20 protein-coding genes are annotated in these 25323 nt (G+C 73.8%); 15 read left to right on the top strand and 5 right to left on the bottom strand.

What is annotated here, in order from left to right:
- The first annotated feature begins 166 nt into the window (after positions 1-166).
- The 5 genes from ACF061_RS06100 (at position 167) to nudC (ending at position 10584) form a co-directional block, all read left to right on the top strand.
- Positions 167-568, top strand: coding sequence for an MGMT family protein (locus tag ACF061_RS06100; protein WP_392265616.1), 402 nt, complete (start codon positions 167-169; stop codon positions 566-568).
- A gap of 291 nt (positions 569-859) precedes the next feature.
- Positions 860-4348 (top strand): ATP-dependent helicase, encoded by a 3489-nt coding sequence (locus ACF061_RS06095; RefSeq protein WP_392265615.1) that lies wholly within the window; start codon positions 860-862, stop codon positions 4346-4348.
- A gap of 100 nt (positions 4349-4448) precedes the next feature.
- Positions 4449-8072: a UvrD-helicase domain-containing protein gene (locus ACF061_RS06090; RefSeq protein ID WP_392265614.1), complete on the top strand. Its 3624-nt coding sequence runs from the start codon at positions 4449-4451 to the stop codon at positions 8070-8072.
- A 10-nt stretch (positions 8073-8082) separates the two neighbouring features.
- Positions 8083-9486 (top strand): dipeptidase, encoded by a 1404-nt coding sequence (locus tag ACF061_RS06085; protein ID WP_392265613.1) that lies wholly within the window; start codon positions 8083-8085, stop codon positions 9484-9486.
- 153 nt (positions 9487-9639) lie between these two features.
- Positions 9640-10584 carry an NAD(+) diphosphatase gene (nudC, locus tag ACF061_RS06080; protein ID WP_392265612.1) on the top strand — a complete coding sequence of 315 codons (945 nt, stop codon included), beginning with the start codon at positions 9640-9642 and terminating at the stop codon, positions 10582-10584.
- Positions 10585-10752: 168 nt separating this feature from the next.
- On the opposite strand, the gene ACF061_RS06075 is transcribed toward nudC, so the two are convergent.
- Positions 10753-10995 carry a mycoredoxin gene (locus ACF061_RS06075; RefSeq protein WP_329401603.1) on the bottom strand — a complete coding sequence of 81 codons (243 nt, stop codon included), beginning with the start codon at positions 10993-10995 and terminating at the stop codon, positions 10753-10755.
- 230 nt (positions 10996-11225) lie between these two features.
- Here ACF061_RS06075 and ACF061_RS06070 point away from each other — a divergent pair, with 230 nt between their 5' ends.
- The 5 genes from ACF061_RS06070 to ACF061_RS06050 all read left to right on the top strand — a co-directional run bounded on the left by ACF061_RS06070 (position 11226) and on the right by ACF061_RS06050 (position 15153).
- A complete protein-coding gene (locus ACF061_RS06070; protein WP_392265611.1) occupies positions 11226-13445 on the top strand; it encodes an ATP-dependent DNA helicase UvrD2 in 2220 nt (739 codons plus the stop codon).
- Positions 13446-13610: 165 nt separating this feature from the next.
- On the top strand, positions 13611-13931 hold the full coding sequence (locus ACF061_RS06065) for a hypothetical protein (protein ID WP_392265610.1): 321 nt from the start codon (positions 13611-13613) through the stop codon (positions 13929-13931).
- Between the two features lie 175 nt (positions 13932-14106).
- Entirely contained in the window at positions 14107-14475 is a 369-nt protein-coding gene (locus ACF061_RS06060) for a WhiB family transcriptional regulator (RefSeq protein WP_189705287.1), read from the top strand.
- A complete protein-coding gene (locus ACF061_RS06055; RefSeq protein WP_392265609.1) occupies positions 14472-14795 on the top strand; it encodes a hypothetical protein in 324 nt (107 codons plus the stop codon). Before ACF061_RS06060 ends, ACF061_RS06055 begins: the two co-directional genes overlap by 4 nt.
- 148 nt (positions 14796-14943) lie before the next feature.
- Positions 14944-15153 carry a hypothetical protein gene (locus tag ACF061_RS06050; RefSeq protein ID WP_392265608.1) on the top strand — a complete coding sequence of 70 codons (210 nt, stop codon included), beginning with the start codon at positions 14944-14946 and terminating at the stop codon, positions 15151-15153.
- Between the two features lie 19 nt (positions 15154-15172).
- Here the strand turns inward: ACF061_RS06050 and ACF061_RS06045 are convergent, their stop codons facing one another.
- Both ACF061_RS06045 and ACF061_RS06040 read right to left on the bottom strand, forming a co-directional pair.
- Complete coding sequence (locus ACF061_RS06045; RefSeq protein WP_392265607.1) at positions 15173-16537, bottom strand: ABC1 kinase family protein; 1365 nt, start codon at positions 16535-16537, stop codon at positions 15173-15175.
- Positions 16530-17744, bottom strand: a complete 1215-nt coding sequence (locus ACF061_RS06040; RefSeq protein WP_392265606.1) for a TOMM precursor leader peptide-binding protein — start codon at positions 17742-17744, stop codon at positions 16530-16532. The genes ACF061_RS06045 and ACF061_RS06040 overlap by 8 nt, the downstream gene beginning before the upstream one ends.
- Positions 17745-17983: 239 nt before the next feature.
- On the opposite strand from ACF061_RS06040, the gene ACF061_RS06035 reads away from it, so the two are divergent.
- From ACF061_RS06035 to ACF061_RS06020, 4 genes are all read left to right on the top strand, one after another.
- Positions 17984-18580 (top strand): M48 family metallopeptidase, encoded by a 597-nt coding sequence (locus ACF061_RS06035; protein WP_392265605.1) that lies wholly within the window; start codon positions 17984-17986, stop codon positions 18578-18580.
- A 160-nt stretch (positions 18581-18740) separates the two neighbouring features.
- Positions 18741-20456 (top strand): TerD family protein, encoded by a 1716-nt coding sequence (locus ACF061_RS06030; protein ID WP_392265604.1) that lies wholly within the window; start codon positions 18741-18743, stop codon positions 20454-20456.
- 12 nt (positions 20457-20468) lie between these two features.
- Positions 20469-21149 (top strand): AIM24 family protein, encoded by a 681-nt coding sequence (locus ACF061_RS06025; protein WP_392265603.1) that lies wholly within the window; start codon positions 20469-20471, stop codon positions 21147-21149.
- A gap of 15 nt (positions 21150-21164) precedes the next feature.
- Positions 21165-21920 (top strand): AIM24 family protein, encoded by a 756-nt coding sequence (locus tag ACF061_RS06020; RefSeq protein WP_392265602.1) that lies wholly within the window; start codon positions 21165-21167, stop codon positions 21918-21920.
- A gap of 77 nt (positions 21921-21997) precedes the next feature.
- Here ACF061_RS06020 and ACF061_RS06015 read toward each other — a convergent pair whose 3' ends face one another.
- Positions 21998-22513 (bottom strand): NUDIX hydrolase, encoded by a 516-nt coding sequence (locus ACF061_RS06015; protein WP_392265601.1) that lies wholly within the window; start codon positions 22511-22513, stop codon positions 21998-22000.
- Positions 22510-23955, bottom strand: a complete 1446-nt coding sequence (locus ACF061_RS06010; RefSeq protein ID WP_392265600.1) for a zinc-dependent metalloprotease — start codon at positions 23953-23955, stop codon at positions 22510-22512. Before ACF061_RS06010 ends, ACF061_RS06015 begins: the two co-directional genes overlap by 4 nt.
- Before the next feature lie 191 nt (positions 23956-24146).
- Between ACF061_RS06010 and ACF061_RS06005 the strand changes: the two genes are divergently transcribed.
- The gene (locus ACF061_RS06005) at positions 24147-25259 is read left to right on the top strand and encodes an SDR family oxidoreductase (protein WP_392265599.1); all 1113 of its coding nucleotides are present in this window, start codon (positions 24147-24149) and stop codon (positions 25257-25259) included.
- Positions 25260-25323: the final 64 nt, after the last annotated feature.

Below are 25323 nucleotides of genomic sequence, written 5' to 3'. Positions count from 1 at the left end.
ATCAACGGTCACCGCCCGCACGATGGTGGCATGCCGCGCCGACACTCGGAGGCATCAGGGTGCATGTGCGGGATCCGACAGTCTGCCGGAAGCCCCGCCCGGCTGCGAGGGCACGCTCCGCCACGTCCGCCGCACACTGTCGGTGGGGTGCGGCAGGATGGGACGGATGAGTGAAACGAGTCCCCCGGGCGTGGACCACCCGGAACGTCCCGAGGCGCCGCCCGAGTACCCGGAGTACGCCGAGCGGGTCCTGGAGGTTGCGGAACTGATTCCGCCGGGCCGCGTCATGACCTACGGGGACGTCGCCGAATGGCTGGAGGAGGGCGGGCCCCGCCAGGTCGGCCGGGTGATGGCCCTCTACGGCGGAGCCGTCCCCTGGTGGCGGGTCGTACGCGCCGACGGCAGGCTGCTCCCCGGCCACGAGCTGCGGGCGCTCGACCACTACCGTGCCGAGGGCACCCCCCTGAGGGCGGCGGGCAGAGCGGCCGAGGGCCATCTGCCGCGGCTCGACATGGGACGGGCGCGCTGGGACGGCGACGGCGGCGGACGTGCGCAGGGTCACACCTGACAGCTTCCGCCATCCGGCGGCCCCGAGGGGAGCGCGTGGCCCGTACGGGCGAATCCGGGCACGTCCGGGACATGCCGTACGTTCGTGCGTCGAGGGACAGCCGTGAAGACAGCGCCCAGGGTGAGTACGGAGGACAAGGGGAAGCCGTGCTTCCACCGCGGGCACCGGCGTACCGTCGGCGGGACGCGTGCCCCGCACCCCGGGGCGCCCGCCCGCCGCGGGGCCCGCGACCACGGCGCCCCGCGCCGGCCATGACAGACCCCAGCACACCCACCAGGACCGGCGAACCACGTGAGCTCCTCTTCCTCCACCAGGCCCCTTCCGCACCCCCCGGTGCGGAAGGGAGACCGTGGCGCCTACCGACTGGTGCGCACCCCGCCGACGATGCCGGATCCCCCTGGTCTGGACGCCGCACAGCGCGCCGTGGTTGACCACGAGTCCGGTCCGCTGCTCGTCCTCGCGGGTCCGGGCACCGGCAAGACCACCACCCTGGTCGAGTCCGTCGCCCGGCGGGTCGCCCGCGGCCAGGACCCCGAGCGGATCCTGGTGCTGACGTTCAGCCGCAAGGCCGCCGTGGAACTCCGCGACCGCATGGCCCAGCGCACCGGGACGGCGCACGCTCCCCGGGCCACCACCTTCCACTCCTTCTGTTACGCCCTCGTCCGCGCCCACCAGGACAGCGGACTGTTCGTGGAACCGCTGCGGCTGTTGTCCGGTCCCGAGCAGGACGTCACCGTCCGTGACCTCCTGGCGGGCCAGGTCGACCTGGAGCGGCTGGGTCTCGCCCATGTCCGCTGGCCGGACGAGCTGCGCGCCTGCCTGACCACCCGCGGCTTCGCCGACGAGGTCCGCGCCGTGCTCGCCCGCAGCCGCGAACTGGGCCTCGGCCCCGACGCCCTGGCGGCGTTCGCGCGCCGCATCGGCCGCCCCGACTGGCAGGCCGCGGCCGCCTTCCTCGCCGAGTACCTCGACGTCCTCGACCTGCAGGGCGTACTCGACTACGCCGAACTCGTCCACCGCGCGGTCCTCCTCGCCCGGCGCCCGGAGGTCGCCGAGCGGCTCGCCGCCCAGTACGACGCGGTCTACGTCGACGAGTACCAGGACACCGATCCGGCCCAGGTGCGGCTGCTGCGGGCACTGGCCGGGGGCGGCCGGACCCTGCTCGCCTTCGGCGACCCCGACCAGTCGATCTACGCGTTCCGGGGCGCGGACGTCAACGGCATCACGCAGTTCCCGCAGACGTTCCCCCGTGCGGACGGCGGTCCCGCGCCCGTCGCGGTGCTGCGCACCTCGCGCCGCTCCGGCGCGACGCTGCTGGCCGCCACCCGCCTGCTCACCCAGCGCATGCCGCTCACCCGCCTCCCGGCTGACCGGATCCGCGCCCACCGGGAGCTGACCGCGGCACGGGACGGCGGGCGCGTCGAGGTCCACACCTACCCGACGCCGGGCACCGAGGTGGACAACATCGCCGACATCCTGCGCCGCGCCCACCTGGAGGACGGCGTCCCGTGGAGCGAGATGGCCGTCCTGGTGCGAGCCGGCGCCCGCACCATTCCGACCTTGCGGCGCGCCCTGACCGCGGCCGGCGTCCCGCTGGACGTGGACGGCGACGACCTGCCGCTGCGCCACGAACCGGCGGTGACGCCCCTGCTGACGGCGCTGCGCGCGGTGGCGACGGCGGAGGCCGCGCGGCGCCCCGGGGCGGAGACGGCGGCCGAGGAGCCGCGGCACACGCCCCAGGGCATGCCGACGGGCGAACAGACGAACGAGCCGACGGGCGCGCAGGCCGAGGAGCAGGCACAGGAGCCGACGGGGGAGCGGGCGCGGGGGCAGGCGGAGGAACCGGCGCGAGAGCAGGTACAGGAGCAGGCGGAGGAGCTCCGGCGGGGAGCCGGGACGGACCCCTGCTGGCTCGACATCGAGACCGCCCTCACCCTCCTCGCCTCGCCGCTCGCCGGCATGGACGCCGCAGACCTGCGCCGACTCGGCCGCGCACTGCGCGAGGAGGAGCGGGCCGCGGGCAACCCCCTGCCGCCCCCCTCCGACCAACTGCTGGCCCAGGCACTGGCCGAACCGGAGCGCCTGGTGGCGCACGACCCGGCGTACGCGCGCGGCGCCCAGCGCCTGGGCGCGCTGCTGAGGAAGGCCAGGGAGCGCCTGGCGGGCGGCGGCACCGCGGAGGAGGCGCTGTGGGACCTGTGGGACGGCACCCCGTGGCCCGGCCGCCTGGAGCGGGCCGCCCGACGCGGCGGAGCCGCCGCGCGCAACGCCGACCGGGACCTCGACGCCGTGTGCGCGCTGTTCGCGACCGCCGGCCGCGCCGAGGAGCGCACCGGCGGCCGGGGCGCGCTGAACTTCCTGGAGGAGATCGAGGCTCAGGACATCGCCGCCGACACCCTCACCCGGCGAGCGGTACGCCCCGACGCGGTGCGCCTGATGACGGCGCACCGCTCCAAGGGCCTGCAGTGGCGGCTGGTCGTCGTCGCGGGCGTCCAGGAGGGACTGTGGCCGGACCTGCGGCGCCGCGGTTCCCTGCTGGAGGCCGACCGCATCGGCCGGGACGGACTCGCCGAGCCGCTCACCCCGGGCGCGCTGCTGGCCGAAGAGCGCCGGCTGTTCTACGTGGCCGTCACCCGCGCGCGCGAACGGCTGGTCGTGACCGCCGTGAAGGCGCCCGCGGACGACGGCGACCAGCCCTCCCGCTTCCTCACCGAACTCGGCGTCGAGCCCCAGGACGTCACCGGCCGCCCCCGCCGGCCGCTGTCCGTCGCGGCACTGGTCGCCGAGTTGCGCGCGACGACCGTGGACCCGAACGCGTCCGACGCCCTGCGGGAGGCGGCCGCGCGCCGACTGGCCCGGCTCGCGGCGCTCGCCGACGACGAGGGCCGCCCGCTGGTCCCCTCGGCACACCCCTACCGGTGGTGGGGCATGGCCGAACCGACCGCGAGCCAGGTGCCGCTGCGCGACCGCGACCAGCCCGTCGTGCTGTCCGGCAGCGCCCTCGACCAGCTCGCCAACACCTGCGCGCTGCAGTGGTTCCTCGGCCGCGAGGTGCGGGCCGACGCCCCCGCGACCGCCGCCCAGGGGTTCGGCAACGTGGTGCACGTCCTCGCCGACGAGGTCGCCTCCGGCCGCACCCCCGCCGACCTCGCGGCTCTCATGGAGCGCCTGGAGACCGTCTGGAACGCCCTCGCCTTCGACGCGCCGTGGAAGTCGGCCCAGGAGCGGGACAACGCACGGGTGGCGCTGGAACGCTTCCTGAGGTGGCACGTCCTGGACCGCGCCGGACGCACCGCGGTGGCCAGTGAGCACGACTTCGACGTGACCCTGACCGCCGGGGGACACCAGGTGCGCGTCCGGGGCTCCATGGACCGGGTGGAGAAGGACGGCGAGGGCCGGGCCTACGTGGTCGACTTCAAGACCGGCAAGCAGGCGCCCACCGGAGCCGAGGTGGCCCGCCATCCGCAGCTGGCCGTCTACCAGCTCGCCGTCCGCGAGGGCGCGGTCGACGCGGCCTTCGACGGCGCACGCCCCGAGCCCGGCGGCGCGGAACTCGTCCAGCTGCGCCAGGGCGCGGCCAGGCGGGACGGCGGCGACGGCCTGCCCAAGGTGCAGGCCCAGGAGCCGCTGGAGGGCGAGTGGGTCGGCGAGCTGCTGGCGACCGCCGCCGGGAAGGTCCTGGACGAACGGTTCACCCCGACCGCCGGACAGCACTGCGCGCACTGCTCGTTCCGTGCGTCGTGCAGCGCCCGGCCGGAAGGCCGGCAGGTCGTCGAGTGAACTGAGTGACCAACGGCACCCAGGCTCTGACCTGGGGGTTCTCCCGGTCGGCGGGGCGATCCGCCGCATGTTGTCGGTGCCCGCCGTTAACCTCTTCGACGTGCCCGCCCGTATCACCGACCCCGAGCAGCTCAAGGAGCTCCTGGGGATCCCGTTCACCCCGGAGCAGACGGCCTGCATCACCGCGCCGCCCGCCCCGCAGGTGATCGTGGCCGGCGCCGGGTCAGGCAAGACGACCGTGATGGCGGCCCGTGTGGTCTGGCTGGTGGGCACCGGCCAGGTCGCCCCCGAACAGGTCCTCGGACTCACCTTCACCAACAAGGCCGCCGCCGAGCTCGCCGAGCGCGTCCGCAAGGCGCTGATCAGGGCCGGCGTCACCGATCCCGACCCCATCCCGGCACCCGGCCACCAGCCCCCCGCGTCGGCGCTTCGCGCCGATCCCCTCCGGCCGGACCCGGACGACCCCCCGGGCGAGCCGGCGATCTCCACCTACCACGCCTTCGCCGGCCGGCTGCTGACCGACCACGGCCTGCGCATCGGACTCGAACCGACCACCCGCCTCCTCGCCGACGCCACCCGCTACCAGCTCGCGGCGCGCGTGCTCCGCGAGGCCCCCGGCCCGTACCCCGCGCTGACCCGCTCCTTCCCGGACCTGGTCGGCGACCTCCTCGCCCTCGACGCCGAGCTCGCCGAACACCTCGTACGCCCCGAGGACCTGCGCGCCTGGGACGCCGGGCTGCTGAGCACCCTGGCGGACGCCAAGCTGTCCAACGCCGACCTGCGCAAGGTCCCCGAGACGGCCGCCGCCCGCCGGGAACTGGCCGAGCTGGTGCTGCGCTACCGGACCGCCAAACGGGAGCGGGACCTGCTCGACTTCGGCGACCAGATCGCCCTGGCCGCACAGCTCGGCCGGCTGCCCGAGGTGGGCCGCGTCCTGCGCGACCAGTTCCGGGTCGTCCTCCTCGACGAGTACCAGGACACCTCCGTCGCCCAGCGCATCCTGCTGGCCGGCCTCTTCGGCGGCGGCACGGGCCACCCGGTCACCGCCGTCGGCGACCCCTGCCAGGCGATCTACGGCTGGCGCGGTGCCTCCGTCGCCAACCTCGACGACTTCCCCGACCACTTCGCGCACGCCGACGGCCGCCCGGCGACCCGTCAGGCGCTCAGCGAGAACCGGCGCAGCGGAGGCCGCCTCCTCGACCTCGCCAACTCCCTCGCCGCGCCCCTGCGCGCCATGCACGCGGGCGTGGCGGCCCTCCGCCCCGCCCCCGGGGCGGAACGCGACGGCCTGGTGCGCTGCGCCCTGCTGCCCACCCACGCCGAGGAGCTCGAATGGCTAGCCGAGTCGATCTCCCACCTGGTGCGGACCGGAAAGGCGCCCGGCGAGATCGCCGTCCTGTGCCGTACGGCGACCGACTTCGCCGAGATCCAGGCGGCCCTGGTCGCCCGCGACGTTCCGGTGGAGGTGGTCGGCCTGTCCGGGCTGCTGCACCTGCCGGAGGTGGCCGACCTCGTCGCCGTCTGCGAAGTACTCCAGGACCCTGGCGCCAACGCCTCCCTGGTGCGGCTGCTGACCGGCCCGCGCTGGCGGATCGGCCCGCGCGACCTCGCGCTCCTGGGCCGGCGGGCCAGGTCGCTCGTGGCGCACGCCGGCGTGCCCGGCGACGACCCGGACCGCAGGCTCGCCGAGGCCGTCGAGGGCGTCGACCCCGCCGAGGTGATCTCGCTCGCCGACGCCCTCGACACCTTCCTCGACACCTCCCTGGACGGCCGGCCGGACGGTGACGGGCTGCCGTTCTCGCCGGAGGCGCGCGTGCGCTTCGCCCGGCTCGCGGCCGAACTGCGCGATCTGCGCCGCTCGCTGTCCGACCCGCTGATGGACGTCCTGCACCGGGTCCTGGCCGTGACCGGCCTGGAGGTGGAGCTGTCGGCCTCCCCGCACGCGCTGGCCGCCCGCCGCCGCGAGACCCTGTCGAACTTCCTGGACGTCGCCGCCTCCTTCGCCGCCAACGAGCGGGAGGCGTCCCTGCTGGCGTTCCTCGGCTTCCTGCGCACCGCGGCCCAGTACGAGAAGGGCCTCGACAACGCGCTGCCCGGGGGCGAGAACACCGTCAAGGTGCTCACCGCGCACAAGTCCAAGGGCCTGGAGTGGGACGTCGTCGCCGTCCCCGGCCTGGTCACCGGTACCTTCCCCAGCGCCCAGGGCCGCGAGAAGTGGACCGCCCAGGCCAAGGTGCTCCCGCACGGGCTGCGCGGCGACGCCGACACCCTCCCCGACGTCGGTGCCTGGGACGCGCGGGGCATGAAGGCCTTCCACGAGGCCATGAAGGAGCACCAGCACACCGAGGAGCTCCGCCTCGGCTACGTCACCTTCACCCGCCCCCGCTCCCTGCTCCTCGGCTCGGGCCACTGGTGGGGCCCGAGCCAGAAGAAGCCCCGCGGCCCGTCCGACTTCCTCCAGGCGCTGCACGACCACTGCGCCGCCGGGCACGGCGAGATCGAGGCCTGGGCGGACGCGCCCGGTGAGGACGAGGAGAACCCGGCCCTGCACCGTTCCGCCGCCGACCAGGTCTGGCCCCTGCCCCTGGACGAGGCCGCGCTCGCCCGCCGGCGCGCCGCCGCGGCGACCGTCCTGGCCCACCTGGACGACCTCGCCACGCGCGCGGACGGCTTCCCGGACCCCGACCACGGCCCCGGGACGCACGGCGACCCGGACTGGCCGGCGCCCCCGGAGGACGACGAGCCGCCCTACGAGGAGGACGTCCCCTTCGAGGACGATCCCGGCGACTGGGACTCCTGGAGCAGCGACCGTCCCACGGTCCCGCACCAGGCGACGGCCCCGGGCCGACACCCGGCGTCCGGAACGGATCAGCGCGCCACCCCGCAGCCCGCCCACCCCCGCGCCCCGGAGCCCGTGGGCCCGGACCCCGGCGACCGGGAAGCGGCGCGCCCGCACCCCGACGGCCCCGGGCCCGAGCCGTTCACCCCCGAGGAGGCGCGCGCCGTCGCCTCCTGGGACCGTGACCTCGACGCGCTCGCCGGGGAGCTCCGGCGCGCCCGGCGGAGCGTCACCGACGTACCCCTGCCGACGACCCTGACCGCGTCGCAGCTGCTGCGCCTGGCCGCCGACCCCGAGGCCTTCGCGCGGGAGCTCGCGCGTCCCATGCCGAATCCCCCGCAGCCCGCCGCCCGCCGCGGCACCCGCTTCCACGCCTGGGTCGAGAGCCGCTTCGAGGAGCTCACCCTGCCCATGCTGGAGCCCGACGAGCTGCCCGGCGCCGACGCCGAGATCGCCGACGAACGCGACCTGGAAGCCCTCAAGGAAGCCTTCGAACGCACCGAGTACGCGCGGCGCACGCCCCACCGGGTCGAGGCCCCGTTCCAGCTCGCCGTCGCCGGCCGCGTCGTGCGCGGCCGGATCGACGCCGTCTACAAGGAGGGCGACGGCGACGGGGCGAGGTACGAGATCGTGGACTGGAAGACGAACCTCTCACGCACCGCCGACCCGCTCCAGCTCGCGATCTACCGGCTGGCCTGGGCCGAGCAGCACGGCGTACCGCTGGAACGCGTCGGGGCCGCGTTCCTGTACGTGCGCACCGGCGAGACCGTGCGCCCGCGGGACCTGCCGGACCGGGCCGCGCTGGAGCGTCTGCTGCTCGACGAGCCTCGGCCGGAGCAGCAGTGTGACGAACCGCCCGAACGGGATGGCACCGAGTGCCGCTAGGCTCGGGAGCATGAGCCAGACCCCGGACAGCGCCGTCCGCACGTACATCGAGCAGCACCGCACCGCCTTCCTCGACGACCTCGCCGAGTGGCTGCGCATCCCCTCCGTGTCGGCCCAGCCCGACCACGCGCCCGACGTACGGCGCAGCGCCGACTGGCTCGCCGCCAAGCTGACGGACACCGGTTTCAACACCGTCGAGGTCTGGCCGACCCCCGGCGCCCCGGCCGTCTTCGCCGAGTGGCCCTCCGACGACCCCGACGCCCCCACCGTCCTCGTCTACGGCCACCACGACGTGCAGCCCGCCACCCGCGAGGACGGCTGGGACAGCGAGCCCTTCGAGCCCGTCGTCCGCGAGGGCCGCCTCTACGCGCGCGGCGCCGCGGACGACAAGGGCCAGGTGTTCTTCCACACACTCGGCGTCCGCGCCCACCTCGCCGCCACCGGACGCACCGCCCCGGCCGTCCACCTCAAGCTGCTGATCGAGGGCGAGGAGGAGTCCGGCTCCCCGCACTTCCGGGCACTGGTGGAGAGCCACGCGGACCGGCTCGCCGCCGACGCCGTGATCGTCTCCGACACCGGCATGTGGTCCGAGGACACCCCCACGGTCTGCACCGGCATGCGCGGCCTCGCCGAGTGCGAGATCCGGCTGTCCGGGCCCGACCAGGACATCCACTCCGGCTCCTTCGGCGGTGCCGTGCCGAACCCGGCGACCGTCGCCGCCCGCCTGGTCGCCGCCCTGCACGACGAGCACGCCCGGGTGGCGGTCCCCGGCTTCTACGACGGCATCGTGGAGCTCACCGACCGCGAGCGCGAGCTCTTCGCGGAGCTCCCCTTCGACGAGCGGCAGTGGCTGCGCACCGCCAAGTCCTACGCCACCCACGGCGAGGCCGGGCACACCACCCTGGAGCGCATCTGGGCCCGCCCCACCGCAGAGGTCAACGGCATGGGCGGCGGCTACCAGGGCCCCGGCAGCAAGACGATCATCCCGTCCACGGCGATGGTGAAGCTGTCCTTCCGCCTGGTCGCCGGCCAGGACCCCGCCCACATCGAGAAGGCCGTCCGCGCCTGGGTGGACGAACACGTGCCCGAAGGGATCCGGCACGACACGGTGTTCGGCTCGGCCACCCGACCGTGCCTGACCCCGCTGGACCACCCGGCCCTGCAGTCCGTGGTCCGCGCGATGGGCCGGGCCTTCGGCAAACCCGTCCGCTTCACCCGCGAGGGCGGCTCCGGACCGGCCGCCGACCTCCAGGAGGTCCTCGGCGCTCCCGTTCTCTTCCTGGGCATCTCCGTCCCGTCCGACGGCTGGCACGCGCCTAACGAGAAGGTCGAGCTCGACCTCCTGCTCAAGGGGGTCGAGACCAGCGCGTACCTGTGGGGCGACCTCGCCGAGCACTGGCGCGAGGCGCCCTGACGGGCGGCCGTCGTCCGGGGCGCCGTCCCGCGCGGAGCACACTGAAGGAGCCGCCGCGCCGTCGCGCCCCGCCGAACCCGACCGCCTCCCGCCCTACGTCCCGCTGAACCGCCGCCGAAACCATCCGTTGCACCGGGGGAGTTGGAAGCACCCGTGACCACCTGGACCGACCGAACCGCCGACCGACCCATCTCGCTCACCGCCGCCAGCGGCATCGACCGGGCCGCCCACCACCGGCTCGACGAGGCCTGGCTCGCCGCGGCCTGGAGCCACCCCACGACCCGCTGCTTCGTGGTCTCCGGCGGCCAGGTACTCATCGACGAGACGCCCGACGGCCGCACCGAACTCGTCATGACCCCGTCCTTCGAGGCCCCGCTCACCGAGGCGCACCGCTACTTCCTCGGCACCGACGAGGACGGCGTGAGCTTCTTCGCGCTGCAGAAGGACTCACTGCCCGGCCGCATGGACCAGTCCGCCCGCCCGGCGGGCCTGCGCGAGGCCGGCCTGCTGCTGTCGCCCCGCGACGCCGGCCTGATGGTGCACGCGGTGGCGCTGGAGAACTGGCAGCGCCTGCACCGCTTCTGCTCCCGCTGCGGCGAGCGCACCGTGATCGCCGCCGCCGGTCACATCCGCCGCTGCCCGGCCTGCGGTGCCGAGCACTACCCGCGCACCGACCCAGCGGTGATCATGGCGGTCACCGACGACCGGGACCGCATCCTCCTCGGCCGTCAGGTGCACTGGCCCGAGGGCCGCTTCTCCACGCTCGCCGGCTTCGTCGAGCCCGGCGAGTCCATCGAGCAGTCGGTGCGCCGCGAGGTCCACGAGGAGGTCGGCATCTTCGTCGGCCCGGTCGAGTACGTCGCCAGCCAGCCCTGGCCCTTTCCCTCCAGCCTCATGCTGGGCTTCATGGCCCACGCCACGTCGACGGAGATCGACGTCGACGGCGACGAGATCCACGAGGCGCGCTGGTTCTCCCGAGAGGAACTGCGGACGGCCTTCGAGTCCGGCGAGGTCCTGCCGCCGTACGGCATCTCCATCGCGGCCCGGCTCATCGAGCTCTGGTACGGCGAACCGCTGCCGACGCGGGGCTTCGTCTGAGACGGTCGGCGCGATGAACGAGAAGGCGGCCCCCGACGATCGTGGGGGCCGCCTTCTCGAACGGTCCGGGGACGGTCCGCGGGCGCGGACCGAGGACGGCTGACCGGGGAACGCGTCCCGGGGCCGGACGCGTCCGGACGGCCGGACGCGGTCGGACGGCTGGTCGGCTCAGACGCCGATCTTCTGCTTGACCTGCGCCAGCGACGGGTTCGTCAGCGTCGACCCGTCGGCGAAGAGCACGGTGGGAACCGTCTGGTTGCCGCCGTTCGCCTTCTCCACGAAGGCCGCGGACTCCGGGTCCTGCTCGATGTTGATCTCGTTGTACGCGATGCCTTCGCGGTCCATCTGGCTCTTCAGCCGGCGGCAGTAGCCGCACCACGTGGTGCTGTACATCGTCACGGTGCCCGGCATGTCTCTCGCGCTCCTTCGGCGGGTCGGGGACTTGGTGGTCGCAGTGGGAGAACGTACCCCGCCGGCCCCGCATTCCCACCGGGGGTATGGGTGCCCGCACGGCCCGGGACCGCCGCTCCCGGCACCGGCCGCGTCAGTCGGACGTGACTCCTGTCGCATCAGTACGACCGCAGGGGCCCGCCTGTGGACAACCGGCTCGGCCGTCTCTCGCGACCTGGCAGCATGGCCATGTGACAGCAGCAACGCACTCCACCCTCTTCCCGCAGGTTCCGGACTCGGCCGACGCGGTGCTCGACGGGCTCGACCCGGAGCAGCGCGAGGTGGCCACCGCGCTGCACGGTCCGGTGTGCGTGCTGGCGGGAGCCGGCACGGGCAAGACCCGCGCGATCACCCACCGCATCGCGTACGGGGTGCGCGCCGGGATCCTCCAGCCGTCCAGCGTGCTCGCCGTCACCTTCACCAACCGCGCCGCCGGGGAGATGCGCGGCCGGCTGCGACAGCTCGGCGCGCACGGCGTGCAGGCCCGCACCTTCCACTCGGCCGCCCTGCGCCAGCTGCAGTACTTCTGGCCGAAAGCGGTCGGTGGCGGCATGCCCCGGCTGGTCGACCGCAAGGTCCAGCTCGTCGCGGACGCGGCCGCCGCCTGCCGCATCCGGCTGGACCGGGGAGAGCTGCGGGACGTCACCGCGGAGATCGAATGGGCCAAGGTCACCCAGACCGTACCGGCCGACTACGCCCTCGCAGCCGCGAAGTCCGGCCGTGAGGCCCCCCGCGACCCGGCCGAGGTCGCCCAGCTCTACTCCGTCTACGAGGACCTCAAACGGGACCGCTCGGTCATCGACTTCGAGGACGTGCTGCTGCTGACCGTCGCCGTCCTGCAGGACCGGCGCGACATCGCCGAACAGGTCCGCGCCCAGTACCAGCACTTCGTGGTGGACGAGTACCAGGACGTCAGCCCGCTGCAGCAGCGCCTGCTGGAACTCTGGCTCGGCGACCGGGACGACCTGTGCGTCGTCGGTGACGCCAGCCAGACGATCTACTCGTTCACAGGAGCAACCCCCGACCACCTGCTCGACTTCCGCGCCCGCCACCCCGGCGCCACCGTCGTCAAGCTGGTGCGCGACTACCGCTCCACCCCCCAGGTCGTCCACCTCGCCAACGGGCTGCTCGCCCAGGCCCGGGGCCGCGCCGCCGACCACCGGCTGGAACTGGTCTCCCAGCGTCCCGCCGGCCCGGAGCCCGACTACACCGAGTACACCGACGAACCCACCGAGGCCGAGGGCGCGGCCCGCCGCATCGCCGACCTGCTCCACTCCGGTGTCCCCGCGAGCGAGATCGCGATCCTGTTCCGCACCAACGCCCAGTCCGAGACCTACGAGCAGGCCCTCGCGGACCTCGGCGTGCCCTATCAGCTGCGGGGCGCCGAGCGGTTCTTCGACCGGCCCGAGGTGCGCAGGGCGGGGGTCGCCCTGCGCGGCGCCGCCCGCTTCGGCGGCAACGACTCCCTTCTCGCCGACGCCGTCGACCTGCCCTCGCAGGTGCGTGCCGTGCTCTCCGGCGAGGGCTGGACCCCGCAGCCCCCGGCCGGCTCCGGCGCCGTCAGGGAGCGCTGGGAGTCGCTGGCCGCCCTGGTGAACCTCGCACAGGACTTCGTGGCCGCCCGGCCCGGCGCCACCCTCGCCGACCTCGTGGCCGAACTCGACGAGCGCGCGAACGCCCAGCACGCCCCCACGGTCCAGGGCGTCACCCTCGCCTCGCTGCACTCGGCCAAGGGCCTGGAATGGGACGTCGTCTTCCTGGTCGGCGTGGCCGAGGGCATGATGCCGATCGCCTACGCCAGGACCGACGAGCAGATCGAGGAGGAGCGCCGCCTGCTGTACGTCGGCGTCACCCGCGCCCGCGAATTGCTGCACGTCTCCTGGTCGCTGTCCCGCTCGCCCGGCGGCCGCCCGAACCGCCGCCCCAGCCGGTTCCTCGACGGGCTGCGTCCGGGGTCGGCCGCCAAGGCGCGCCCCGGCGCGGCGGCCGCCTCCGGAGGCGTCGAGCGCGGGTACGGCACCTCCGCCGGGGCCGGGGCGTCGAGGCCCCTGACGGCCGTCCCGCGGCGCGCCCAGCGCACCCCGGCCCGGTGCAGGGTCTGCGGCCGCACGCTCAGCGACGCCGGTGAGATGAAACTGATGCGCTGCGACGACTGTCCCTCCGACATGGACGAGGGTCTCTACCGGCGGCTGCGCGAGTGGCGGGAGGAGCAGGCGCGCCGCAGCGGGCAGCCCGCCTTCTGCGTCTTCACCGACAGGACCCTGATGGCCATCGCCGAGGCCGCCCCGGACGACGAGCGGGAACTGGCCCGCATCCCGGGAGTCAACATGCGCAAGCTGCGTCGCCACGGCGCCGACGTTCTCGCCATCTGCGCAGGCCGGGAGCCCGCCGCCGCGGACGCCGGGGACTGACGCCAACTCGTCGAAAAAATAGTTTGCGCATGCCCCGCGAATCCCCATAGGTTCTTGCTCACGGGAACGGCGACCTTCCTGAGGTCCTGATTCCGTGCTGTACTTACACATCCGATCGGACTGGCTCACCCCCAGTCCCCCAGACGCCGAGAGGAGGCGAGCCCAGTGATCAGCATCGAGAGCAGCTTCTTCACCACCGCGAAAATGACCGATCGCTCGGTCGTCTCCCTGTGCATGCTCGGCGTCTCGGACCAGGGCACCGGTCTGTCCGGCATTCGCGCCGTGCGTCCGGAGTCCTCCGTGTCCCTCGCGGGCCTTCCCGTCCGTGAGCGCAATGAGCGACCGACCAAGGCACTGGAAGCAGTAGCGGCACAGGCGCATGCCTATGCCTTTGCGGCGGCCGGTGCCGGTGACCGGAAGCAGACGACGCAGCACCACCTGATGTGGGCCTTCCGTGGGCCAGAACCCTGGAGTGATCCAGCCTGATCGCCGATCAGGCCGGCGCCTTCAGGGCCGCGGAACCCCATCCGGGATCCGCGGCCCTTCTGTTTTCCCCGAATCGGGGACGGCGGAACGAAGGGGCCTCGGGACAAGAAAAGAACCCGGTACCCAGCCGACCCCCGGCCCACCGGCCGGACCGACCAGACGAGGAAGACGATCCGTGCAACTCGAAGCGCACGCCCCGTCCGTACCGCCTTCCGACACGATCCCCAAGCCCGGTCTCACGGAGGACCCCGCCTTGATCCCGCTCACCGCGCTCACCGCGCTCGACGACGCCATCGAGAACCTCGGCGTGCCCGTCCCCTGCCGCTCCTACGACCCGGAGGTCTTCTTCGCCGAGTCGCCGGCGGACGTGGAGTACGCCAAGTCCCTGTGCCGCACCTGCCCGCTGATCGAGGCCTGCCTCGCCGGCGCCAAGGAGCGGCGTGAGCCCTGGGGCGTCTGGGGTGGCGAGCTGTTCGTCCAGGGTGTGGTCGTCGCCCGCAAGCGGCCCCGCGGCCGCCCGCGCAAGAACCCGGTCACAGCATGAACACCGCAGGAACGATCGACCGCCCCCTCACGCGAGACCCCCAGAAGCAGGCCCCGATGAAGCCGTCCACCAGCGAGCCCGCAGGCTCCGCGACCGAACACGTCACCACCACCGGCGCGAACGCCTCGCGTCAGAACAGGACCCGAGAGATGCAACTCATCCCTGAAGCCATGGCTCGTGCGCATATGCACGACCGACTGCGGGAGGCGGACGTGGAACGCCATGCCGTGCGCCTGGCGACCGCCCGCCGGATGCAGCGCCGCGCCGAGCGGGCCTCGCGCCGCGCCCGTCGTGCGCTCGCCATGGCGGTCATGCACTGACCGCCCCCCACCGCCACCGCCCATGGCGCGAAGCGGTGGCCTCCCGCCCTCAAGGCGAGCTCCCCCGCGGGGCCGGTCCGTCGAGACGGACCGGCCCCGCGGGGCGTCGCACCCGCCGGTCCGCGCCGCGCGGCGGTATCGTCACGGGGTGACGAGTCTTCCCGGAGACCCCGACCACGGCGGCCCCTGCACGAAGCCCCCGCCCCTGGCGTGCGCGCGTTGCGGCGCCCCGGGCGACGGCCCGCCGCCCACCTGGACCTGCTCCGTGGAGAACGGCGTCCGCCGCTACTTCTGCGACGCCTGCTGCCGCGAGAACCTCCGCTCGATCGAGAGCCGGCTCGACTCGGCCTGGTGGTGACCTCGCCGGCCGTCCCCGCTCACGCCTCGACCGCGGACTCCTCGTCATCCGCCTCCGTCACGAAGCCGGGCAGCCACTCCTCCAGCTCCTCCCTCAGCCGCACCGTCGCCCCCAGCTGACACAGCACCCCGATCGTGCTCAAGGTCACACGGTGTATCAGCAGGTACGACGGGGGCAGGTTGAGTCGCTTGCCCAGCTGGTAGGCGGGGGAGCGGGGATCGGCGATGCGTGCCGCCTGGCTGCGCATCCAGCCACGGGTGAAGGTGAACTCCTCCACCTGGGCCGGCTCGATGATCGGCAGGAGGTAGTCGAGCACGGCGTCCGGGTCCAGCTCGATCGACTCCTTGACGAACCCCTCCGCGCACAGCATCTCGTAGACCGCGTCCGCCTCGCCGTCCAGGGTCATCCGCAGGGATTCGCCGATCGGCTCCGGCAGGCCGCCGGGCAGCCGGTCGACGGTGCCGAAGTCCAGCACGCCCAGGCGCCAGTCCTCCTCGCCGCCCGGGCCGCCGGGAAGCAGGCGGAAGTTGCCCGGGTGGGGATCCGCGTGCAGCAGGCCGGTGCGGGCCGGACCGGAGAAGAGGAAACGGGCGAGGAGCTGGCCGGCGCGGTCGCGCTGCGCCTGTGTGCCGTCCGCGATCACCTCCGACAGCGGGACACCGTCCATCCACTCGGTGACCAGGACCTGGTCGCACTGGTGGACCACCGCGGGGACGACGACGTCCGGATCGTCCGCGAACTCCTCCGCGTGCGCCTGCTGGGCCTCGGCCTCCAGGCCGTAGTCCAGTTCCTCCGAGACCCGGTCCCGGAGCTCGGTGATCAGGGGCTTGAGGTCCATGCCGGGGATCAGCGGTCCCAGGAGACGGGCGAATCGGCTGAGCTGCCCGAGGTCCGACAGCAGGGCGTCCCCGGCCCCGGGGTACTGCACCTTGACCGCCACCTCGCGGCCGTCGTGCCACACGGCTCGGTGCACCTGCCCGATCGAGGCCGCCGCGGACGGCTTGTCCTCGAACTCCTCGAACAGCTCGCGCCAGTCCTCGCCGAGCCGCTCCTCCAGCACCGCGTGCACGGTGCGCGTCGGCATCGGAGGCGCGGCTTCCTGGAGCTTGGTCAGCGCCGCCCGGTAGGGGCCGGCGACCTCCTCGGGCAGCGCGGACTCGAAGACGGACAGGGCCTGCCCGAACTTCATCGCCCCGCCCTTGAGCTCGCCGAGCACCTTGAACAACTGCTCGGCGGTGCGTTGCTGCAGTTCCCGGCCGACGAGCTCCGCGGACTCGCCGACGATCCTCTTGCCGAGTCCCCAGGTCGCTCTCCCGGCGAAACCGAGCGGGAGCGCGGCGAGCTTGGCGGTCCGGGTGACCGCCTTCCGGGGAAGATCAGACATGCGCCCTCCAAGTCCCAGCAAGCCGCGCCGCGTCTGCCTGACGGCATGGCGTCGATGACGGCCGTTGCCCAGACATTGTCTCGCGTGACTCGCCCTCTTTTGAGGTGTCTTCCGCCACGGCCCGCCGCGCCGCCGCGCACGGACAGTCCGGATGCGGCCACACCGGCCGGCCGTGCCAGTTCAGCCCTGGTGCGGACACCTCCCAGCGGGCGCCCGCGCTGGAGGGCGCCTCCCCGTCCAGGAAGGCGAGCGCGTGTGCCGCCGCCAGCCCCGCGACGGTCGTGGCGAGGGCCAGATCACAGGGGCGCACGTGGCGCGGCCGTCCGGACCGCCACTGCGCGACCAGTCGCGGCCAGGTCTCGTCACGGTCCGTGCGGCCCCGGTGCAGACATTCGGCGCAGCCCGTGCGGCCGGGCACGACCAGCGGGCCCACCACGCCCGTGGCCTCGACCACGCCGGCGTACAGATGCGGTGTTCCCGACGCGATCAGGGAAGCCGCCGCGGACGGATCGGGCGCGTGCACGCCGACGTCGTCGCGCGGGGCGAGGACCACCAGGGAGTGCCCGGGCTCGTCCTCCTCGTACGGCCCCCGCCGGCCGCGGCGCGCCGGCCGGTCCGGCGCCGCCCGGCGCACGACCCGTCGCGCCGCCTCGTCCCGGCGCTCGCCGACGGCCTCGGCCGGCAGCCCGCCCGGGGCGACGTCCCACGCTTCGACGAGGCCCCCGTCGCGCACGTCGACCTCGCCGACCCCCGCCCCGGACAGCAGGGCGGCCAGCACCGCCCCGACCCGGCCCGCGCCGCGGACCTGCACCCGAAGCGCGCGCCGGGCGGCCAGACGGTCGATCGCCTCGCCCGGTTCGCGCGCCACCAGGGAGAGCGAGGCGAGATCGGGCCGCAGCCGGTCCATGACCTCCTTCTTCTCCCGCAGCGCGGCGGCCGCAGTGCCGCCGCCCCGCGCGTCGTCGAGCAGGCCGGCTCCGGCCAGTCGCTCCACGAGGCGGTCCGCATGGCCCTCCGGGAGGTCCATGCGGTGTCCCTCCTCCCGGAGCAGTGGCAGACCGCGGGTGCCGTTGAGCAGCTCCAGGAAACTGCCCGTCGCGGTGTCGACGGGGCCGAGCGTCAGCGCGTGCGCCGGAGTCATCCCGAACTGCACGGTGTTCAGGTCCCGCCAGCCGCGCCGGAGCGCGGGCTTCACCATCGGATGCACAGGAACCCCCGTAGTCCGCATGCGGAAGGAAAGGCAGTGGCGCGGAGGGCGCCACGGGCCGGCGGGGCAGGTCGTCGCCCCGCCGACGACAGCCAGCATGCCCGCACCGGCGGATCGGTGCGGAAAGTTGTCCACAGGCGGTGGGTGTTCGTCGTACGAATCAGACGGTCGGTGGGGGATCGGTGCGGAACCGTCCCGGACCCGGGACTTCCCCCGCGTGCACCCGGTAACGTCGGGGCGTGTCCGCCGACCCACTGCACCGTGCCGGAATGCCACAGCGCAGCAAGACGAGCCCGCCGCCGAGCGGCCCGGCGGCGAGCGCGATCGAAGTGCGCAGGAGCGACCGCCGCCGCAGGACGGTCTCCGCCTACCGCGAGGGGGACCGCACCATCGTGCTCATCCCCGCCCGGATGTCCGAGGCGGAGGAGCGGCGCTGGGTGACCGTCATGCTCGACAAGCTGGCCGCCCAGGAGAGCCGACGGGCGCTCGGCGACGGCGAACTGGCCGAGCGCGCCGGGCGGCTGTCGGCCCAGTACCTCGACGGCCGTGCCCGCCCGGCGTCGGTGCGCTGGGTCACCAACCAGAACACCCGCTGGGGCTCGTGCACCCCGGCGGAGGGCAGCATCCGGCTCTCGCACCGCCTGAAGGGCATGCCCGAGTACGTCGTCGACTACGTACTCCTGCACGAACTCGCCCACCTGCTCGTCCCCGGCCACGGCCCCGGCTTCTGGCGGCTGCTGGAGACGTACCCGCGGACCGAGCGGGCCCGCGGCTACCTCGAAGGGGTGGCCGCGGCGAGCCGCCTGCCGCACCAGCCGGGCGCTCGCGGCGAGTGACCGCCGGCCCGGCCCCGCGGCCGCGGGAGACTCGAAGGACGTACGGCACCGTACGGCAGGGATTGTGTACCGGGTCTGTACCGACTCGGCCCCGCGCCGGAGTTTGCCGTTAGCCTGGCGCGACGCACTCGCACATCGGGATGGGGGACGGTCCTCACGCATGCCCAGGGAATTCCAACGCGGCCACAAGGCCAGGATCAGTGACCTGACCGCGGGCACGGATCTGTACGTCGGCGTGCAGATCTCCGCCCCGGGTCTGACCTTCGACATCAGCTGCTTCGGCCTCGACGCCGACGAACGGCTCTCCGACGACCGGTACTTCGTCTTCTTCAACCAGCCGAAGTCCCCCGAGGAGGCCGTCCAGCTGCTGGGCGCGCAGGCCGGCGACACGGAATCCTTCCGGGTCACGCTCGACCGGATCCCACCGCACGTCCGCAGGCTGTCGTTCACGGCGACCATCGACGGCGCCGGGCAGATGTCCCAGATCGCCCCCGGGTACCTGCGCATCGTGGCGGGCGGCGAGGAAGTGGCCCGGTACGCGTTCGACGGCTCGGAGTTCTCCACCGAACGCGCGGTGATGCTCGGCGACGTCTACCTCAAGGACGTGTGGCGGTTCGCCGCGGTCGGCCAGGGGTTCGACGGCGGTCTCGAAGCCCTGCTGAGGAACTTCGGCGGCGAGGTCCTGGAGGAGGAGGCCCCGGACCCGGCACCGGCTCCGCAGCCCCAGGCCGGTGGCGCCCCGGGCTTCGCCCCGCCCGTACAGGCCTCCGCGCCGCCGGCGTTCGGCGTGCCCTCCGGACCGTCGACGCCCGTTCCGCCCGCCCCCGCGCCGCAACCCGCCGCGCAGGGCTACCCGCCGCCCGGGGCAACCCCGCCGCCGCCCCCGCCTCAGGGAATCACCCCGCCGCCGCCCACGGCCCCGGCGCCCTCCCTGCACGCGGCGCCGACCATCGTCGCGCCCATGGCTCCGCCCGGCGGCACCGTCCCGCCGCCCGTCCCGCCGCCCGCGCCCTACGGCCACCCCGGCCAGCAGCCGCCCTACGGTCAGCCGGGTCAGCAGCCGCAGTACGGCCACCAGGCGCCCGCCCCGAGCGCGCCCCCGCCGCCCGGCTACGGACAGCCCACGCCGCCGCCCGGCTACGGACAGCAGCCGTACGGACAGCAGCCCTACGGGCAGGCCCCGGGACAGCCCGCGCCGTACGGGGCCCCGCAGACCGCCGGTGTGGCCGCCGCGCTGCAGCGGTTCAAGGAGACGCCCACCGGACAGCGCTGGACGCCGCAGAACGCCAAGCTCATCCGCGCCGACCTCGGCACGGACGGCCGGCCCGTGCTGGCCCGGCAGGGCAGCATGGTGCTCTACCAGGGCAAGGTCGACTTCAGCTACAAGGGCGCCGGATTCGCCGGCCGCATCGTGGGCAACGCCACCGGCCAGGAGATGCAGCTGATGCGCTGCACCGGGCAGGGCCAGGTCTTCTTCGCGGAGAACTCCGCACACCTGCACCCGGTCGAACTGCAGGGCGACGCGATCTGCGTCTCCGCGGAGAACGTCCTCGCCTTCGACGAGAGCCTCCAGTACGAGGTCCGCCGCATCGAGGGGCACGGCATCCCGGGCGGCGCCCTGTTCACCATGCAGTTCCAGGGGACCGGCACGATCGTCGTCAAGACGCACGGCACGCCTGTCGTGCTGCCCGTGACACCGACCACCTTCGTCGACTCCAACGCCGTCGTCGCCTGGTCCGCCGCCGCCCAGGTGATTGTCTCCAGCCAGGTGAGCATGCGCCGCAACGCCTATCCGGGCCACACCGGCGAAGGCGTGAACCTGCAGTTCCGGGCCGCACCCGGCAACTTCGTCGTCGTCCAGCCCTACGAGGTCTAGAGGGAGCCCGTCATGAACCAGCCGCTCGCGGGCTACGCCCCCGCACCCGTCACGGCCCGTATGGAGAACCACGGCAATCACATGCTGAAGGTCGCCATGCAGACCGGCAACGATCTCTTCGCGCGCGTGGGGTCGATGGTCGCCTACGAGGGTTTCGTCCAGTACGAGCCCAACCCGCCGGCCGTGCGCCAGATCGCCCGTGACTGGATCACCGGCGAGGGCGCCCCCCTGATGAAGTGCTCCGGCGACGGGCTGCTCTACCTGGCCGACTACGGAGCCGATGTCGTCGTCATCAACCTGGGCGGCGACGCCATCTCGGTCAACGCCACCAACCTGCTGGCCTTCGACGCCGGACTGCAGTGGGGCGTCGAGCGGGTCAAGGGACTGGCGAAGTTCGCCGGACAGGGCCTGTGGAACACCAGGATCTCCGGACAGGGCTGGGTCGCGCTCACCTCCCGCGGCAAGCCGATCGTCGTCGACTGCGGCGGCGGCGAGGACGAGACCTACGTCGACCCCGACGCGCTCGTCGCCTGGTCCCCGAACCTGAAGGTGAAGGGCAAGCGCAGCTTCAAGGCGCAGTCCCTCATCGGGCGGGGCAGCGGCGAGGCCTACCAGATGGCCTTCTCCGGCCAGGGCATCGTCGTTGTGCAGCCCAGCGAGGACAGCACCGACCGCCTCCGGATCCGGGGCTGAGGGGGAGACAGGAACATGCAGAGCCCGCTTTTCGCCTTCAACGACGTCCAGACCCAGGAGCGCTGGAGCCTGCAGAACAAGCAGATGCTGCGCGTCGCCCTGGAGGGCCACGACGACATCCTCGCCCGCAAGGGCACGATGGTCGCCTACCAGGGTCTCGTCGAGTTCGACGCCGAGTACCGGAGCAACGACCAGGCCCGCTCGCACGCGTACACCGGGGAGGGCCTGGACCTGATGCGCTGCCACGGGCAGGGCATCGTCTACCTCGCCAACCTCGCCCAGTACGTCCATGTGATGGAGGTCGAGCAGGACGGCCTCACGGTCGACAGCGCCTACGTGCTGGCGATGGACTCCTCGCTGCACCACGAGGTCATCGCCGTCGACAGCATGTACGGCATCTCCGGCTCCGGGAAGTACCAGCTGAACATCACCGGCCGCGGCAAGGTGGCCCTGATGACCTCCGGCGCGCCGCTGCTGATGCAGGTGACGCCCGACAAGTACGTCAACTGCGACGCCGACGCCATCGTGGCCTGGTCCACCGGTCTGCGGGTGCAGATGCAGGCCCAGACGCACTCCTCCGGGGTGTGGCGGCGACGCGGCAGCACCGGTGAGGGCTGGGAGCTCGGCTTCATGGGCAACGGCTACGCGCTGGTCCAGCCCAGCGAGCTGCTGCCGCCGCAGAACGCGGTGATCGGGCAGGGGTTGGCCGCGCAGTTCGGCATGGGCCAGCAGGGAGCGCGAGGGCAGAACCAGGGGAACGTCTGGAGCTGAGCCCGGGCCGTCGGGGGCCCCTCACCCGTGACCGGACCGGCCCCGCGGGGGCCGGTCCGGCTCGCTCGGCCGGCCCGTCAGAGCCGGGCGCGCGTGGCCTCCAGCAGCCGTACGACCGAGTCGTCCGCCACGTCGCCCACCTCGGCGTAGGGGAACCAGCGCAGGTCGAGCGACTCGTCGCTGATGGCCTCCACGGCCCCGGGCGGCGCGATCGCCGCGTACTGGACGTCCAGGTGCCAGGCGCACGGAGTGTGGTGCCGGTCCAGGCGCACCGGGCCTCCGGGCAGCAGGGCGAGGCCCGGGACGCCCGACTCCTCGGTCGCCTCGCGCAGGGCGGCGGCCCCGAGCGCCGGGTCGCCCGGCTCGCAGTGCCCGCCCGTCTGCAGCCACATCCGGAGCTTCCTGTGCAGGGTCAGCAGCACCCGTCCGCGCTCCGGGTCGATCACCAGGGCGCTCGCCGTGATGTGCCCTTCGCCGCAGGACTTCCACATGCCGTCCGGATGGGCGGCCAGATGGTCCAGGTAGACCTGGCGCAGCTCCTCCTGGTCCCCGTACTCCTTCAGTACGAGGACCGCGTCGTCGTGGAGGCTCACTCGGCGTCGTCGCCCTCGTCGTCCTCCTCCGCGTCCTTCTTGCGCAGGTCCGGCTTGGGCGCGTTGCCGCTCGCCGCCTCGCCGAGCATCCTGTCCAGCTCGGAGAAGTCCAGCTGCTCACGGTGGACGAACCCGTCCGGGTCGTCCAGGTCGCCGGCGGTCGGGAGCATGTCCGGGTGCGCCCAGAGGGCGTCACGGCCCTCCACCCCGCGCGCGTCGGTGAGCGACGCCCACAGGCGGGAGGCGTCGCGCAGACGACGCGGACGCAGCTCCAGGCCGATCAGCGTGGCGAACGTCTGCTCGGCCGGGCCGCCCGAGGCCCGGCGGCGGCGCAGTGTCTCGCGCAGCGCGTCCGCGGACGACAGCCGGGGCTTCGCGGCGGCGTGCACCACCGCGTCCACCCAGCCCTCGACGAGCGCCAGGGCGGTCTCCAGACGGGCCAGCGCCGCCTTCTGCTCGGGGGTGTCCTCCGGCTGGAACATGCCCTGCTGGAGCGCGTCCTGCAACTGCTCGGGGTTCTGCGGGTCGAACTGGCCGACCACGTCCTCCAGCTTGGCCGTGTCCACCTTGATCCCGCGCGCGTACCCGTCGACCGCGCCGAACAGGTGCGAGCGCAGCCACGGCACGTGAGCGAAGAGGCGCTGGTGGGCGGCCTCGCGCAGCGCGAGGTACAGCCGCACCTCGTCCTGCGCCACGCCCAGGTCCTTGCCGAACTTCTCGATGTTCACCGGCAGCAGCGCGGCCTTGCCGGCCTGGCCGAGCGGCAGGCCGATGTCGGTCGAGCCGACGACCTCGCCGGCCAGCACGCCGACGGCCTGGCCGATCTGCGTGCCGAACATGGCGCCGCCCATGGAGCGCATCATGCCGATCAGCGGGCCGGCCATGGCCTGCATCTCCTCGGGCAGCACATCGCCCATGGCGGTGCCGACCCGCTCGGCGACCGGGTCCACGAGTTCCTGCCAGGCCGGCAGGGTCGCCTCGACCCACTCCGCACGGGACCAGGCCACCGCGGAGGCCGCCCCCGACGGCAAGGACGTCACGTCGTCCAGCCACAGGTCGGCCAGGCGGACGGCCTGCTGGACGGCGGAGCGCTCGGCGGGGCCGACACTCGCGTCCTTGGTGCCGTCAGAGGTGCCCTGGGCGACCGTCTGGCGGGCGATCTGCTTGGCCATGTCCCAGTTCACCGGGCCGCCCTCGTACGAGAGCATCTGGCCGAGCTGCTGGAACGCGGCGCCCAGGTCGGTGGGGTTCAGCGAGCCGAACATGGCTGCGAGCGGATTGTCTGCGCCGGGCCCGCCCAGGCCTCCGGCTCCGGGCAGCCCGAAACCGAACGGGTTGGCCGGGCCCTGCCCACCACCGCTCTGCTGGTCCTTCTTCTTGCCCTCGTCGCCGTCGTCCGGCTCCTCCGGCGGAAGGCCGAATCCGAATGGGGTGTCACTCACGGGGTTCCTCGGCTGGTAAGGCCACCGGTTCTCTCCGGCGGCGCGGCTGCCCGACAACACCACCCAGCGTAGACACCCCGAGCCGTTAGGGCCTCGGTGCTTCGCCGACAGGAGGCCTGCGGCAGGATGGAGCCACCTGGTACGTACGCGTCCTTCGCGCCCGTATGGAAGACAACCGCTGGAGACGCCCGGTGAGTTCCCCAGATCCACAGGTTCGCGCAGCGCGAAACCATGAAAGCACTCCCGCCGTGCGCGGTCCCGTCGTCGCGGTCACCGGAGCCGCGAGCGGCGTCGGCGCCCTGCTCACCGAGCGGCTGGCCGCGTCCGACGAGATCAGGCAGGTCATCGCCATCGACGAGCGGCGCGGTGAGTGCGCGGCGGCGCGCTGGCACGTCCTCGACGTGCGGGACCCGGCGATCGCCGACAAGCTCCGCGGCGCCGACGTCGTGGTGCACCTGGCGCTCGACCTCGACCTGGAGACCGACGCCGTCGCGCGCACGGCCTACAACGTCCGGGGGACGCAGACCGTGCTGACGGCCGCCGCGGCCGCCGGAGTGCACCGGGTCGTGCTGTGCACCTCCGCGATGGTCTACGGGGCGCTGCCCGACAACGAGCTGCCGCTGTCGGAGGACGCGGAGCTGCGGGCGACCGCCGAGGCGACCGGGGTCGGGGACCTGCTGGAGGTGGAGCGGCTGGCGCGGCGCGCACCGCGGGCGCACCCCGGGCTGAACGTCACCGTGGTCCGGCCCGCCGTGCTGGTCGGAGGCACCGACACCGCGCTGACCAGGTATTTCGAGTCGCCCCGGCTGCTGGTCGTCGCCGGGTCGCGGCCCGCGTGGCAGTTCTGCCACGTGGAGGACCTGTGCGGCGCGCTGGAGTACGCCGTGCTGGAGAAGGTCGACGGGGAACTGGCCGTCGGGTGCGACGGCTGGCTGGAGCAGGAGGAGGTCGAGGAGCTCAGCGGGATCCGCCGGATGGAGCTGCCGTCGGCGGTCGCGCTGGGCGCGGCGGCCCGGCTGCACCGGATCGGCCTGACGCCGTCCCCGGCGGGGGACCTGGCGTACACGATGTACCCCTGGGTGGTCAGCGGCAGCAGGCTGCACGACGCCGGGTGGCGGCCGAAGTGGACCAACGAGGAGGTCCTCGCGGAACTGCTGGAGGAGGCCGCCGGGCGGCACACCGTGGCCGGCCGACGGCTGGGCCGCAAGGACGCGACGGCGGCCGGGGCCGCGGGCGCGACGGTCGCGCTGCTGGGCGCCGCCGCGGTGGTGCGGCGGGCCCGCAAGGCCCGGCGGCGGATCTGAGCAGGCGCCCGTCCCGGCGGCGGCCGTGCGCCCTCGCGGGGGCGCCCGCGTTCCTCGCCCCCAG

The sequence above is a fragment of the Streptomyces sp. NPDC015220 genome (assembly GCF_043079345.1).
Classification (GTDB): domain Bacteria; phylum Actinomycetota; class Actinomycetes; order Streptomycetales; family Streptomycetaceae; genus Streptomyces.
This window is presented reverse-complemented; position numbering and strand designations above follow the sequence as displayed.